Raw genomic sequence first — 13,606 nt, forward strand, 5'->3', positions numbered from 1 at the left:
TTCGGTCCAGTGTGGGAGCGGGCTTGCTCGCGAAGGCGGTTTCACATCCAACACATGTGTTGACTGACACACCGTCTTCGCGAGCAAGCCCGCTCCCACAGGGGATCTTTAGCGTTTGTGCTACCGCATCACTTCATTTCGACGATGACTTCTTCGTTCCACTTCTGCGGCAGGGCCTTGGAAGTCTTTTCCCACGCATCCGCGTCCTTGATCGGGGTCACGCCTTTGTACTGCTCGTTCGGCAGCAGCTTGGCTTTGACTTCGGCCGGCAGTTGCAGGTGTTCGGCGCGGATCGGACGGGCGTTACCACGGGCCAGGTTGATCTGGCCGGCGTCGCTGAAGATGTATTCGCGGGTCAGCTTGGCGGCGTTCGGGTTCTTCGCGTATTTGTTGATGATGGTGGTGTAGCCGGAAATCACCGAGCCGTCGGACGGGATCAACACGATATAGTCATCCGGATTGGCCATCTTGGCTTTGTAGCTCAGGCCGTTGAAGTCCCAGACCACGCCGACTTCGATCTCGCCTTTTTCCATGGTGGCGATGGTCGGGTTGGCCATCGACAGACGACCTTGCTTGGCGATGTCTGCAAACAACAGCAGGGCGGGTTGCAGATTCTTCTCGTCGCCACCGTTGGCCAGCGCTGCGGCCAGTACGCCGTTGGCGGCCTGGGCGGCGGTGCTTACGTCACCAATGGAAACCTTGTATTTGCCGGTCTTGAGGTCAGCCCATTTGGTCGGTGCTTCGGAACCGTGCAGCAGCTTTTTGTTGACGATAAACGCGATGGTGCCGGTGTAGGCCAGCGCCCAGTTACCGTCCTTGTCCTTGGCCCAGTCCGGGACTTGTGCCCAGGTGCTTGGCTTGTACGGTTGCACCACGCCTTGCTTGACCGCGATCGGGCCGAAGGCGGCACCGACGTCGCCGATGTCGGCGCTGGCGTTGTCTTTTTCAGCGGCGAACTTGGCGATTTCCTGGGCCGAGCTCATGTCGGTGTCGATGTGTTTCAGGCCGTAGTTCTTGGCCAGATCGTCCCAAGTGCCTTTCCAGTTGGCCCAGTCATCGGGCATGCCGACGCTGTTGACGGCGCCTTCCGCCTTCGCAGCGGCTTCCAGAGTTTTCAAATCCGTATCAGCAGCCATGGCGGCGGTGCACATGGCAATGGTCGAGCCTAACAGTGATGCCAGGAAAAGCTGTTTCATCCGAAGCTCCTTTGGGCGTTTTCAACGCTGCGATTGCGGTTGTGTTGGTCTAGGTCAGCAATACCTGAGCCAATTTAAGGGGACTGCATGACACTTTCATGTCGATGGTCGCCCGGCAGGACTTTTATTTGCCCGCAATTGGTGGGTGCCCGGTAAGCGTAGACCATGGTTAAACGCCCGCAGGGCAAGGGACTTGGCCGATGTATTGCAAGGTTTTCCCAGGCTTTCGGGATGACCGTTGGGCAGCTGTCATCTCTCAGTCATCTGCACTGCCTAGGCTTGCAGAATGTTGGATAAGCGGGTTTTACCGTGGGGTTCTGCCCTGAAACAGTGCTGGTCTAGTCCAGATAGGTAACGTTGATGCGCGATGAGGCAACAAAAGCGGTGACAGCCATTGGCCAGGTGCTGCAGGAGCAGCTCGATCACGGCTTGTTGGCGGCGGGCAGCAAGTTGCCGGCCGAGCGCAAGCTCAGTGAGTTGTTCGGTACCACGCGCATTACCGTGCGCGAAGCGTTGTTGCAGTTGGAAGCGCAGGGGCAGATTTATCGCGAAGAGCGCCGTGGTTGGTTCGTCTCGCCGCCACGCCTGGCCTACAACCTGATGCAGCGCAGCCACTTCCACGCGATGGTCAGCGCACAGGGGCGAGTGCCGTCCACCGAAGTGATTTCCGCGCGCCTGCAACCGGCGTCGGCGGCGGTGTGTGCGTGGTTGCAGTTGCCGGCGTTGTCGAGCGTGATCCAGATTTGCCGGGCCCGGCGCATTGATGGGCGGCTGGTGTTGTACGTAGAGCACTATCTGAATCCGCAGTATTTTCCGGGGATTCTGGACTTTGATTTGAATCAGTCGATTACCGAGCTGTATGCGCGGCACTACGATTTGCACTACGGGCGGGTGCGCTTCGAGATTGTGCCGACGTCGTTGTCGGTGGATGCGGCGGCGGCTTTACGGGTGTCGGTAGGGAGTCCGGGGTTGCGGATTGCGCGGGTCAATTACGATCAGCATGAGCGGTTGATCGATTGTGACCTGGAGTTTTGGCGGCATGATGCGATTCATGTGGGGGTGGATGTGGTTTGACGGGGTGGGTTTGTCTGCGGGACCGTGTCGACGCCTTCGCGAGCAAGCCCGCTCCCACAGGTGACCGAGTATTCCCTTGGGAATGCGATTAAAAATGGGGGAGCGGGCTTGCCCGCGAAGAGGCCCGCCCGGTCACTCCTGTTCTTTCTGGGGCCCGCCACCCGCCGTCACCACCTGAATACTCATCCTAGGCGTCGCCAGATCCAGCCCGGCCTCATCCAGATGCCGCTTCAATGACAAATTGAACGCCCGCGAAACTTCCCACTGCTTGATCGGCGCGGTCTTGAACCGGGCGCGCAGGATCGCGCTGCCGGACTCGAAACTCTCCACGCCTTGAATCTCCAGCGGCGACCAGATGTTGCGTCGTTGCAGCGGGTCGGTGCGCATCTTCTGGCCGACTTCGCGCATCAGTTTGATCGCGTCGTCGATTTCCATGTTGTAAGGCACCGCCACCCGGAAGATCGCGTAACCGAATTCCCGGGAGTAGTTCTTGATGCTTTTGATTTCGCTGAACGGGATGGTGTGGACGATGCCGTCGATGTCCCGCAGGCGCACGGTGCGGATGGTCAGGCCTTCGACGGTGCCGAGGTGGCCGCCGACGTCCACGTAGTCATCGATGGCCAGGGAGTCTTCGATGATGATGAACAAGCCGGTGATCAAGTCCGCCACCAGCGACTGCGCACCGAAACCGATGGCCAGGCCGATCACACCGGCACCCGCCAACAGTGGCGTAACGTTCATGCCCATGTTCGCCAGCGCGACGATCAGCGCAATGATGAAGATCGCCACGAACAGCACGTTGCGGATCAGCGGCATCATCGTCTGCGCCCGGGCATTCGCCAGGCCTTTGCGCGAGCGGGTGAGGGCGTGGTGCACGGCGGTGTCGCTGAGGATCCAGATCAGCCAGGCGAAAATCAGCGTGCCGGCGAGGCTGAACAATTTGACGCTGACTTCATGGCCTTCGCCTTCGGTGAAGGCAATCAGCGACATGCCCCAGACCCGCAGGCCGAGTTCGATAAACACCAGCCACACCAATAGATGGGCGAGGGTGTAGCAGAAGCTTTTCAGGCGCTCGGAATACAACGCGTGACGTTTGGCGCCCCGTTGCGGTTTGAGCGAGTGCCGGCGCACCAACCCGTTGATGACCATGCACAACACCAAAAGCACGGTGCAGATCAGCGACTGGCGCAGCGCGGTACTGGTGTCGCCCGCGGAAATGAACGTGGCGAACAGCGAAATGCACACCAGCACCAGCGCCGGCACGTACCAGAAGGTGCCGAGGATATCGATGGTGTCGCTCAGGGCGCGGCGGGTCAGGCGCCGGGACAACGGCTGGTTGCGGATCAAATGCGCGATCGGCCGGCGGAAGCGCAGGATAAACAACCCGGTGGACAGCGCCGCCAGCACGTTGGCAATGGTCGCGGCGGTGTGCGCGAGATGGCTGCCAAGACTGGCCACCAGGCGCGGGTCGCTCAGGGCTTCGCCGAACGCAGCGAAACTGCCGATCAGCCACAGCGGCCGGAAGGCCTGATGGCGCAGGATGTACAAGGCGCGATGGCGGTGGGGGCCGTCGAGCACGGAAAAGGCAATCACGCAGATCGCCGAGAAACAGGTGCCGACCACCAGCGCATACGCCAGCACCATCGCCAGGCTTTTGCCCAGGGACGAGGGCAGCGCGTAGGTCATGTAGACCGTCATCACCAGGGCAATCAGCCACGGCCCGAGTTTGCGCAAGGCAAAGCGCAGCATGTCGAGGGCCTTGGGGTGTTGCGGCAATTCTTCGGTCAGGCCGAAACGCATGCGCACCCGATGGCCGAGCCAGATCAGCGCGGCGGCCAGCAGGCTCCAGACCATCAGGATCATGGCGAAGGCGAAGATGATCGGCAGCCATTCACTGGCCGGCAGCATCAATGCCGACAGTTCTTCCTTGGCGAGATCGAACTCGTCGGACCAGCGCGTGATCGGGCTGTCGGCACCGGAAAACTGCTTTTCGAAACTCGCCAGGGTGCCGCCGATCAGGCCGAGTACGCCTTCTTCGGTGGCCGGTTGGGCTTTTTTGGTGACGTCGCGCAGCTTCTTCAGGTCCGCCAGCAATTTGGTGCGTTGCTGGTCGTTTTCCAGGGACTTGATGACTTCGTCGAGGGATTGCCCCAGGGGTTCCTGGGCTTCGGGCTGGGTTTTCGCCGAGTTGTTGAGCAGCCCCGGCAAACTGACCGCCTGGGCAGGCGCCATCGGCAGCAGCGTCATGAGGCAGACAAGGAGGAAACAGGGCAGGGCGAAAAGACGAGCGAACACTAGGCGGTCAACCTCGGGAAGAGCGGATCGGCCGAGTGTACGAGCCCGTCAAAATCAATGCGAGCGGGCGCACGGATTTATTCGTTGAGTTTGGCCAGGATCTTGTAAACAACCGTGGCGAGGATCATCAACATGCCGAGCCACATGGCGAAGACGCCGGCATTCTTGTCACGGAAGTTAAAGCCGATGGCCAGCATGATCATCCCGGCGAGAATGGGGATCAGCATGGCGTGGAACGAAGACATCGAGATCATGGCGACAGCCTTGTCGTAAGGAATGATTTAAGTCTAGGTGGCTTTTGGCGACCGGTGGTGAGGTGTATCAGAAATGAGTCAGTCAGGTCTTTAAAACAGTGTTGTCTGGTCGGGTGCTTTCGCGAGCAAGCCCGCTCCCACATTTTGAAATGCATTCCAAGTGTGGGAGCGGGCTTGCTCGCGAAGCTTTTGATCCAGCGGCTACGGCAACTCGCGGCAGGCGTAGAACGCGCTCAGCACTTTGACCAGGTGGGCCAGGTCGTGGCTGCCGCACAGTTCGCGGATCGAGTGCATGGCGAAGGTCGGCAGGCCGATGTCCACGGTGCGCACGCCCAGGTGGCTGGCGGTGATCGGGCCGATGGTCGAGCCGCAGCCCATGTCGCTGCGCACCACGAAGCTTTGCACCGGCACTTCTTCGGCCATGCACAGATGGCGGAAGAACCCGGCGGTTTCGCTATTGGTGGCGTAGCGCTGGTTGCTGTTGACCTTGATCACCGGGCCGGCGTTGAGTTTCGGGCCGTGGTTGGCGTCGTGCTTTTCCGCGTAGTTCGGGTGCACGCCGTGGGCGTTGTCCGCCGAGACCAGCAGGGATTTCTGAATGGTGCGTACGAATTCATCACCTTCGGGCAACACGCGACGCAGAGTCTGTTCCAGCATCGGGCCATCAGCACCACAGGCGGAGCAGGAACCGACTTCTTCATGGTCGTTGGCCACGAACACGCAGGTTTCGTCGGTTTCGGTGGTCAGCAACGCTTGCAGGCCGGCGTAGCACGACAGCAGGTTGTCCAGGCGCGCGCCGGCGATGAAGTCGCCATGCAGGCCGATGACTGCCGCGCTTTGGGTGTCGTAGAAGCTCAGCTCGTAGTCGAGCACCACGTCGGCGTTGAGGCCGTGTTCGCGAGCGAGTTGGTCGGTGAGCACGGCGCGGAAGTCCACGCGCTCGTCGCCGGCAAATTGCGCGAGGATCGGCGGCAATTCGGTCTGGGCGTTGATCGCCCAACCCATGTTGGCTTCGCGGTTGAGGTGAATCGCCAGGTTGGGGATGGTGGCGATCGGGGCCTTGAAGTCGATCAACTGGCTCTCGACCTTGCCATCGCGGCGGAACGTCACGCGGCCGGCCAGGGACAAGTCACGGTCGAACCACGGTGCCAGCAGCGCACCGCCATAGACTTCGACGCCCAATTGCCAGAAACCCTGGCGTTGCAGTTCAGGTTGCGGCTTGACCCGCAGGCACGGGCTGTCGGTGTGGGCGCCGACCAGGCGGATGCCGCCGTGCAGGGGGGAATGACGGCCCATCTTGAACGCGACGATCGACGAGTCGTTACGGGTGACGTAGTAACGACCGCTGGCTTCAATGGTCCACGGCTCACGCTCGTCAAGACGCGAAAAACCCGCCGCTTCCAGGCGTTGAACAAGGCTGGCAGTGGCATGAAACGGGGTAGGGGAGGCCTTGAGAAAGTCGATCAGGCCTTGGTTCAACTCTTCGCGCATAAGAAACTCCAGACAGCAATGGGCGGCAGTTTAACGTATTGGCCTGGGGCTTTGGGCACGACATGTGCCGCCGGTATCAACCGGCGGCCGCCACACGTTTTTTCAGGTATTGCATGATCACCCGTTCATCTTCGGGTTTTTCCGGCTTGGGCAGTTGTTCCGGCCAGAGACTGCGGGTGCTCAGCAGCTTTTTCTGGCGGCTCTTGTCCCAGCGCAGAATCTCCCGCGTCGCGCACTCCCACCATTCATGCCGGCAAGACGAGTAGTACGGACCCTCCGGGGCGGCGCTGCCATACAGCAGGTCACGACCGACCTTGCGCAGGGCACCGCTCTGGTTGCGCAGCTTCCATTTGATTTTCAGCCGTTGCCAGGACGATGGAAAGGGTTTGACTCGCGGCACGTCACGGCACAGTTCGATCAGTTCCAGGTTGAACTGTTCGCCATGCCGCGCGAAGAAATAGGCCAGCATCGCGTGGAAGAAACGCTTCTCCGCGAAGTAGTGATAGATGTACTTTTTTGCTTCCGCCACGGGCTTGTCGCGCATCGCGAACGACATCGCAATCTGCTCGATGGTATGGATGTCGAAGCCGTCCCGGGTCCATTCGTCGATCAACTGGATGGATTCGTCGAGGAGGGGGCCGTCGCGGTCGGTCACGCCGCACAAACCGCTGTTGTACAGCTTGAAACCGTTGTCCGGAGTGACGCCGTGGGCTTCCAGGCATTTACCGAGTTTCAGGTATTCGGGGCGCTCACACACGTACTGCCAGTCGTACTCGAAGCGATCCATCAGGAATTGGCCGTTGCCGATCTGGCTGAAGGCCCGGTTCGGGTCGCTGGTGAACAACGTGTCGGTATCGACGAACAGGGTCTTTTCAGCCAGCGTCAGGCCGGCGGCAATGGCGCAGGCCTTGCGCCGATGGTGATAGCCGTTTTCGCCCTGCCACTGCGTCAGGATTTCCTGGCTGAGTAACACGGTTTCAACCGGCCAGCCGGCGTAATCCTGAGGGCGATCCGTGAGGATTCTGATGCGGGGGAACTTCGCATTTTTTACGTGGGACAGCGCGGTCAAGATGCTGAACTTGGCTTCGCGCCGGTAAACGTCCTGGTTGCCGTAAATCAGGTAAAGCAGTTGGTTGCGGGTTTTTTTAACGGGTGTTTCCAGAAAATCGGTAAAACTCATCCGGATGGGGATCCTTTTAAAGCGGGCAACTACTGGTCAGGCAGCGCTTAAAACGGGGCCGGGCATTCGAAACGCAGGCGTTCGCCGGTTTGAGGATGGGTGAAGCTGAGCATGCTGGCGTGCAAACACAGGCGCGGCCAGGCAGCCAGGGCCTGTTCGTGGGCGTAGAGCCCGTCACCCAGCAGCGGGTGGCCGATGGACAACATGTGCACGCGTAACTGATGGGAGCGGCCGGTGATCGGCGTCAGCTCCACACGGCACCAGTCGCCGCAACGTTCCAGCACTCGCCAGAAGGTCAGGGCGTTCTTGCCGAATTCGTGGTCCACCACATGGCGCGGTTTGGTCGGCGGGTCGTAGCGCAGGGGCAAGTCGATGCTGCCGCTGTCCAGTTCCGGCTGACCCCAGCACAGGGCGGTGTAGGCCTTTTCGGTTTCGCGGTCGTGAAATTGCCGAGACAGTTCGCGATGGGTGTCCGGGTCACGGGCCAACAGGATGATGCCGGAGGTTTCCCAGTCCAGCCGATGGACGATTCGTGCTTCCGGGTAGCCGTTTTCCTGCAACCGGGTAATCAGGCAATCCTTGTTGTCATCGGCCCGGCCAGGGACGGAGAGCAACAGGGTCGGTTTGTTCACCACCAGGACGGCGTCGTCTTGATGGAGGATGTGGATGTTGGACAACGGCATTAAAACAGCCTCGTAACAAACGCCAACGGCGGCGCAGAGCCCTACATGTCCAATGCAGGAGCTGCCGAAGGCTGCGATCTTTTGATTTTGCGTTTAAAAGACAAGATCAAAAGATCGCAGCCTTCGGCAGCTCCTGCAAAGGCCCGGAGGGCCCTGAGCCGCCGTGGCTCCCGCCGGATCGACTAGCGATCCGGAAGGGTGATATTGAGTTCCAGAATCGAGCAGCTACCCTGGTTTTCCAGGGCGACATGCACATCATCGGACCCGATATTGACGTACTTGCGGATCACTTCCACCAGTTCCTTCTGCAAGGCTGGCAGGTAGTCCGGGGTACTGCGCTGGCCGCGTTCATGCGCCACGATGATCTGTAGACGCTCTTTCGCTACCGACGCGGTACTAACCTTTTTACTGGCACGAAAGAAGTCAAAAAGATTCATTATTTACCTCCAAACAGGCGCTCGAAGAAGCCCTTCTTCGTCACATCGAGGAAACGATGTTCCTTTTCTTTGCCAAGGAGGCGGTCGACCGCATCGCCGTATGCCTGACCGGCATCGCTCTGGTCGTCGAGAATCACGGGCACGCCCGAGTTGGAGGCTTTCAGCACCGCCTGGGACTCCGGAATGACGCCCAGCAGGGTCACGGCCAGAATTTCCTTCACGTCTTCAACGCCGAGCATTTCGCCGTCGCTGACGCGTTGCGGGTTGTAGCGGGTCAACAGCAGGTGTTCCTTGATCGGGTCTTCACCCCGTTCGGCGCGACGGGACTTGCTGGCCAGCAGGCCCAGCATGCGGTCCGAGTCACGTACCGAGGACACTTCCGGGTTGGTCACGATAATCGCTTCATCAGCGAAGTACATGGCCAGGTGAGCACCTTTCTCGATGCCGGCCGGGGAGTCGCAGACCACGAAGTCGAAATCTTCTTTCAACGCCATCAGGACTTTTTCCACGCCTTCGACGGTCAGCGCGTCTTTGTCGCGGGTCTGACTGGCGGCCAATACGTAGAGGTTTTCCAGGCGTTTGTCTTTGATCAGGGCTTGTTGCAGGTTGGCTTCGCCGTTGACCACGTTGACGAAGTCATACACCACGCGGCGCTCGCAACCCATGATCAGGTCGAGGTTACGCAAACCGACGTCGAAGTCGACGATAACTGTTTTGTGGCCGCGCAGTGCGAGGCCGGTACCGATAGCGGCGCTGGTGGTGGTCTTACCCACACCACCCTTGCCGGATGTAACCACGAGAATCTTGGCCAAGGTGTTTCACCCCTAAGGAAAAAGGACTTTTAGCCCCTGAAAAACATCTCTTGAAAAACTACTGCAGTCGGACAGCCTTGGCTGGAATCCGGTCCTGGGCGGCGCGTACCTGCGGTAAACACTGCTTTCGGCCTTTTTCCTACTTCGTTTGAGCCGTTTTCGCTACGTTTTAGAGATGCTTGGAAAATGCGGCAGTATCCGTTAAAGCCGAATGATGTTCAACACGTCGCCCGACAGGCTGACTTGTACGCCCGAGCCCCACAACGGATCGCGTCGCAGATCCTCGGAAACCTTGTAGTGGCCGGCGATGGAGAGCAATTCAGCGCTCATCTGCTGACAGAAAATCCGGGCTTTCCAGTCGCCCTTGACCCCGGCCAGTGCACGACCGCGCATCGGGCCGTATACATGGATGTTCCCATCGGCAAGAAGTTCCGCCCCCGGGCTGACCGAGGAAATCACGACCAAATCGCCACCCTGGGCGTAGATCTGCTGGCCACCACGGACTGGCGACGTGATGATCTTCGTCGGTTTGATGGTCGGCTCCGGTGGTTTTTCCGGTTTTTTCACCACCACGCCTTCGTTCGGGTCCAGCGGACGCTCGCGGGCGCCGGACGGCGGCAGCACCGGCAGGTCGACGGCGATGGCGGCGGCGATGTCTTCGATGCGGCTGGCGCGGATCGCCAGGGTGCGCAGGCCGTGCTGACGGCAAACACGCATCAGGCCCGGCAAATCCACGGCGCCTTCACTGGCCGGGAGCTTGTCCAGGGCCAGCACCAGCGGGGCGTTGCTGAAGAAATTCGGCGCCTGGGCGACCTTGGCGGCCAATTGCCGATCGAGGGTCTCGAGGTCGTTGCGGGCCAGCTCCAGCACCGTAATGGCGAGCATGCTGCCCTTCAACTGGAACACGGGATCTTGGTCTAGCGGTTCGGTTTGGCTCATGGTCGGCATACAACGGCTTGTCACTAAAAGTGCCGAGACTTATAACGAGAACGCCCGCGAGCCGCAAGCCGGGTCGAACGATGTAGAATGCGCGGCCATTGTCTTTCCGGAACCTTTAATGGATCGCCCGCGTTTTCGTACAGCATTTCTTTCCCCTCGTTTCTGGCCGTTGTGGTGCGGGCTGGGGCTGTTGTGGCTGATTGTGCAGTTGCCGTATCCGGCGTTGCTGTTTATCGGCCGTGTCCTGGGCTCGCTGATGTATCGCGTGGCCGGCGACCGACGGCGCATTGCCAAGCGCAATCTTGAACTGTGTTTCCCTGAAAAATCCGCCGCCGAGCGCAAGCGCCTGCTCAAGGAAAACTTCGCCTCCACCGGCATCGCTTTCTTCGAAATGGCCATGAGTTGGTGGTGGTCGCGCAAGCGCCTGGCCAAACTGGCTCACGTCGAAGGCCTGGAGCATTTGAAAAAAGCCCAGCGCGACGGCAAGGGCGTGATTCTGATGGCCCTGCATTTCACTACCCTGGAAATCGGCGCGGCGCTGCTCGGGCAGCAGCACACGATTGACGGCATGTACCGTGAACACAAAAACCCGTTGTTCGACTTTATCCAGCGGCGCGGCCGCGAGCGGCACAATCTGGACTCGCTGGCGGTAGAGCGCGACGACGTGCGCGGCATGCTCAAGTTACTGCGCGCCGGCCGGGCAATCTGGTATGCACCGGATCAGGATTACGGCGCCAAGCAAAGCATCTTCGTGCCGCTGTTCGGGATTCAGGCTGCGACCGTGACCGCGACCAGCAAATTTGCGCGGTTGGGCAAAGCATTGGTGGTGCCGTTTACCCAGGAGCGACTGGCGGACGGCAGCGGTTATCGGCTGGTGATTCATGCGCCACTCGAGAATTTCCCAGGCGAGACCGACGAGGCGGATTGCATTCGCATCAACCAGTGGGTCGAAGGCGCCTTGCGCGAATGCCCGGAGCAATACCTCTGGGCCCATCGCCGCTTCAAGAGCCGTCCGCCCGGCGAGCCGAAACTGTACGCAAAACGCGGTTGAACCACCGATCCCTTTAGGCACCATGGAGTGTTGCGATGAGCCCAGCTGAACCGGTTACAGGGTTGATTCTTTCCGGCGGCGGGGCTCGGGCGGCGTATCAGGTGGGGGTGCTGGCGGCGATTGCCGAATTGCTGCCGGTGGGCGCGGACAATCCGTTTCCGGTGATTGTCGGCACCTCGGCCGGGGCGATCAACGCGGTCAGCCTCGCCAGTGGGGCGATGGATTTTCGCAGCGCCATCGAGCGTCTGACCGCGTTCTGGCAGGGTTTCCGCAGTCATCTGGTGTTGCGCAGCGACTGGCCGGGAGTGATCCACCAGGCCAGCCGCTTTGTCAGCCACAGTTTGCTCGGCATCGGCGCCCAGGTGCCGGTGGCGTTGCTCAACAGTTCGCCGCTGCGCGACCTACTCAACGACAAACTGCAAATGAACGGCATCGCCGAGGCCATCGCACAAAAGCAGTTGCAGGCCGTTGCGGTGACTGCGTTCGGCTACGAGTCCGGCCAGGCCGTCACCTTCTATCAGGGCGGCGGCACCATCGACGCCTGGTTGCGCCATCGCCGGATCGGCGTGCCGACCCAATTGACCGTTGATCACTTGCTCGCCAGCTCGGCGATTCCGCTGTTGTTCGCCCCGGTGAAAATCGGCGAGGAGTTTTTCGGCGATGGCGCGGTGCGTCAGTCGGCACCGATCAGCCCGGCCCTGCACCTGGGCGCGAGCAGGGTGCTGGTGGTGGGCGTCAGCGGCAACCCGCGCGGGGTCGACCCGGAACAACCGCTGCAACGGGCTTACACCGGCCAGCAGCCGACCCTGGCGCAGATCGGCGGGCACATGCTCAACAGTACGTTCATTGACAGCCTGGAAAGCGATATCGAGTTGTTGCAACGACTCAACCAGTTCAGCCACTTGATGCCGGACGGTACGCCGACTCGCGCACTCGGCGTGGCGCCGGTGGAAGTGCTGGTGATTTCACCAAGCCAGCCTATCGACGAAATTGCCGCGCGGCATCGCCAGGAATTGCCGGCGGCCCTGCGCCTGTTCCTGCGCGGGCCGGGGGCGACCAAGACGAGTGGGGCGGGGGTGTTGAGTTATCTGCTGTTCGAGGCGGGGTATTGCAGCGAGTTGATTGATCTCGGGCGGCGGGATGCGTTGGCCAAGCGGGATGAGTTGTGTCGGTTTTTGGGGTTGGCGGAGCCTGTGGTTCCGGCTTGAGATTGGCGGTGGGGCCTTCGCGAGCAAGCCCGCTCCCACATTGGATCTTCAGCGCGAAGAAGATCCAATGTGGGAGCGGGCTCATCACATACGCCACATAAACAAAAGACCACAACCACCCCCCACCCCGGATGCGCACGTGGCAGGTGATGCTTGTGGTCTCTTGCCTTCAGCTCATCAGAAGTGGAACTTCACCAGGAAGCTCGTGGTGTTCTGATTGGTGGTGAACGCACGGGTGTCGTCGATCCCGTACTTGTCTTTCCAGTAGTCGTATTCCACACCGACGTACAACTGCTTCTCGCCGAAATTCAGCGCCTTGCCCAAGTCGTATTTGACCTGTGGGTTGAAGTGCAGGTTGGCGTGGTAGTCGCCGTGGGAGTTGGAATCGTTGTCGACCACCCAGTCCATGAAGCCGTCGATCAGGATGTTCGAGTCGCCCACCGGAATGGTGTAGGACCAGACCGGCGTGATCTGCCAGACGTTGTCACCCGCGCGCGGGCCTTCGGTGTGGCGCTGGTAGAAGTTCAGCTGGAAGTAGTCGAAACCTGGAATCGCCAGGTCGAAGCCCGGGCCGATCAGGTAGGACTCGGTATCGCCTTCACCGAACTCGTAGGTCATCGCCAGCAGGACGTCTTTGATCGGGCCGAACTCGATCTTCTGGTCGAGGACTTTGCCCAGGGAAATACGTGGGCTGAACTCACCGTAATAGGTGTTCGGGCCGACGTTGAAATCCTTGTCACCGTTGTAGAAGATCTTGTCGACGAAGAAGAAGTTGTCCCCATATTTCCAGCCGTCGGCATGCTCGAAAGTGACGGTCTGCTGAATGTGCGGGTTGACCTTGAAGTCCTTGCCATACAGGTAGGTCAGGCTGTTGTTTTGCCATTGCAGCAGGTCGCCGGCCATTGCCTGGCCCCCGGCCAGCAAAGATCCCGCGAGCATCAGGCTGGTGCACGTACGTTTCATTCGGTTGCTCCCAAAAAGTAGGT

The 13,606-nt window shown here is 60.3% G+C and carries 13 protein-coding genes; 3 read left to right on the forward strand and 10 right to left on the reverse strand.

The genetic code is table 11. The features are described from left to right. Nucleotides 1-128 precede the first annotated feature (128 nt). Entirely contained in the window at nucleotides 129-1,196 is a 1,068-nt protein-coding gene (locus tag ACIQY3_RS16075; protein WP_054049595.1) for an ABC transporter substrate-binding protein, read from the reverse strand. Between the two features lie 360 nt (nucleotides 1,197-1,556). Between ACIQY3_RS16075 and ACIQY3_RS16080 the strand changes: the two genes are divergently transcribed. Next, entirely contained in the window at nucleotides 1,557-2,270 is a 714-nt protein-coding gene (locus ACIQY3_RS16080) for a UTRA domain-containing protein (protein WP_123510692.1), read from the forward strand. 132 nt (nucleotides 2,271-2,402) lie between these two features. Here the strand turns inward: ACIQY3_RS16080 and ACIQY3_RS16085 are convergent, their stop codons facing one another. The 8 genes from ACIQY3_RS16085 to minC form a co-directional block, all read right to left on the reverse strand. Next, nucleotides 2,403-4,565 carry a mechanosensitive ion channel domain-containing protein gene (locus ACIQY3_RS16085; protein WP_403021063.1) on the reverse strand — a complete coding sequence of 721 codons (2,163 nt, stop codon included), beginning with the start codon at nucleotides 4,563-4,565 and terminating at the stop codon, nucleotides 2,403-2,405. Between the two features lie 77 nt (nucleotides 4,566-4,642). After that, complete coding sequence (locus ACIQY3_RS16090; protein WP_213937034.1) at nucleotides 4,643-4,819, reverse strand: hypothetical protein; 177 nt, start codon at nucleotides 4,817-4,819, stop codon at nucleotides 4,643-4,645. 201 nt (nucleotides 4,820-5,020) lie between these two features. Further along, complete coding sequence (locus ACIQY3_RS16095) at nucleotides 5,021-6,310, reverse strand: M18 family aminopeptidase (protein ID WP_403021065.1); 1,290 nt, start codon at nucleotides 6,308-6,310, stop codon at nucleotides 5,021-5,023. A gap of 76 nt (nucleotides 6,311-6,386) precedes the next feature. Beyond that, complete coding sequence (locus tag ACIQY3_RS16100; protein WP_403021067.1) at nucleotides 6,387-7,490, reverse strand: hypothetical protein; 1,104 nt, start codon at nucleotides 7,488-7,490, stop codon at nucleotides 6,387-6,389. Nucleotides 7,491-7,537: 47 nt separating this feature from the next. Further along, entirely contained in the window at nucleotides 7,538-8,173 is a 636-nt protein-coding gene (locus tag ACIQY3_RS16105) for an RluA family pseudouridine synthase (protein ID WP_403021070.1), read from the reverse strand. A gap of 182 nt (nucleotides 8,174-8,355) precedes the next feature. Continuing rightward, nucleotides 8,356-8,610 (reverse strand): cell division topological specificity factor MinE, encoded by a 255-nt coding sequence (minE, locus tag ACIQY3_RS16110; RefSeq protein WP_007898843.1) that lies wholly within the window; start codon nucleotides 8,608-8,610, stop codon nucleotides 8,356-8,358. After that, nucleotides 8,610-9,422 (reverse strand): septum site-determining protein MinD, encoded by an 813-nt coding sequence (minD, locus tag ACIQY3_RS16115; RefSeq protein ID WP_054049606.1) that lies wholly within the window; start codon nucleotides 9,420-9,422, stop codon nucleotides 8,610-8,612. Before minD ends, minE begins: the two co-directional genes overlap by 1 nt. Before the next feature lie 201 nt (nucleotides 9,423-9,623). Continuing rightward, on the reverse strand, nucleotides 9,624-10,361 hold the full coding sequence (gene minC, locus ACIQY3_RS16120) for a septum site-determining protein MinC (protein WP_403021073.1): 738 nt from the start codon (nucleotides 10,359-10,361) through the stop codon (nucleotides 9,624-9,626). A 118-nt stretch (nucleotides 10,362-10,479) separates the two neighbouring features. Between minC and ACIQY3_RS16125 the strand changes: the two genes are divergently transcribed. Together ACIQY3_RS16125 and ACIQY3_RS16130 are read left to right on the forward strand one after the other, a co-directional pair. Continuing rightward, nucleotides 10,480-11,412: a lipid A biosynthesis lauroyl acyltransferase gene (locus tag ACIQY3_RS16125; protein WP_403021075.1), complete on the forward strand. Its 933-nt coding sequence runs from the start codon at nucleotides 10,480-10,482 to the stop codon at nucleotides 11,410-11,412. 35 nt (nucleotides 11,413-11,447) lie between these two features. After that, nucleotides 11,448-12,620 carry a patatin-like phospholipase family protein gene (locus ACIQY3_RS16130; protein WP_403021077.1) on the forward strand — a complete coding sequence of 391 codons (1,173 nt, stop codon included), beginning with the start codon at nucleotides 11,448-11,450 and terminating at the stop codon, nucleotides 12,618-12,620. A gap of 177 nt (nucleotides 12,621-12,797) precedes the next feature. Here ACIQY3_RS16130 and ACIQY3_RS16135 read toward each other — a convergent pair whose 3' ends face one another. After that, the gene (locus ACIQY3_RS16135; RefSeq protein ID WP_265044243.1) at nucleotides 12,798-13,583 is read right to left on the reverse strand and encodes an outer membrane protein OmpK; all 786 of its coding nucleotides are present in this window, start codon (nucleotides 13,581-13,583) and stop codon (nucleotides 12,798-12,800) included. Between the last annotated feature and the right edge of the window lie 23 nt (nucleotides 13,584-13,606).

The sequence above is a fragment of the Pseudomonas sp. NPDC096950 genome, from assembly GCF_044762525.1.
In the GTDB taxonomy this organism is placed as follows: Bacteria; Pseudomonadota; Gammaproteobacteria; order Pseudomonadales; family Pseudomonadaceae; genus Aquipseudomonas.

Excerpts from the sequence above, each read along its gene's own strand:
- ACIQY3_RS16075 (WP_054049595.1), bottom strand. The coding sequence starts at position 1,196 with ATGAAACAGCTTTTCCTGGCATCACTGTTAGGCTCGACCATTGCCATG.
- ACIQY3_RS16080 (WP_123510692.1), top strand. The coding sequence starts at position 1,557 with ATGCGCGATGAGGCAACAAAAGCGGTGACAGCCATTGGCCAGGTGCTG.
- ACIQY3_RS16090 (WP_213937034.1), bottom strand. The coding sequence starts at position 4,819 with ATGATCTCGATGTCTTCGTTCCACGCCATGCTGATCCCCATTCTCGCC.
- ACIQY3_RS16095 (WP_403021065.1), bottom strand. The coding sequence starts at position 6,310 with ATGCGCGAAGAGTTGAACCAAGGCCTGATCGACTTTCTCAAGGCCTCC.
- ACIQY3_RS16100 (WP_403021067.1), bottom strand. The coding sequence starts at position 7,490 with ATGAGTTTTACCGATTTTCTGGAAACACCCGTTAAAAAAACCCGCAAC.
- ACIQY3_RS16105 (WP_403021070.1), bottom strand. The coding sequence starts at position 8,173 with ATGCCGTTGTCCAACATCCACATCCTCCATCAAGACGACGCCGTCCTG.
- minE (WP_007898843.1), bottom strand. The coding sequence starts at position 8,610 with ATGAATCTTTTTGACTTCTTTCGTGCCAGTAAAAAGGTTAGTACCGCG.
- minC (WP_403021073.1), bottom strand. The coding sequence starts at position 10,361 with ATGAGCCAAACCGAACCGCTAGACCAAGATCCCGTGTTCCAGTTGAAG.
- ACIQY3_RS16125 (WP_403021075.1), top strand. The coding sequence starts at position 10,480 with ATGGATCGCCCGCGTTTTCGTACAGCATTTCTTTCCCCTCGTTTCTGG.
- ACIQY3_RS16130 (WP_403021077.1), top strand. The coding sequence starts at position 11,448 with ATGAGCCCAGCTGAACCGGTTACAGGGTTGATTCTTTCCGGCGGCGGG.
- ACIQY3_RS16135 (WP_265044243.1), bottom strand. The coding sequence starts at position 13,583 with ATGAAACGTACGTGCACCAGCCTGATGCTCGCGGGATCTTTGCTGGCC.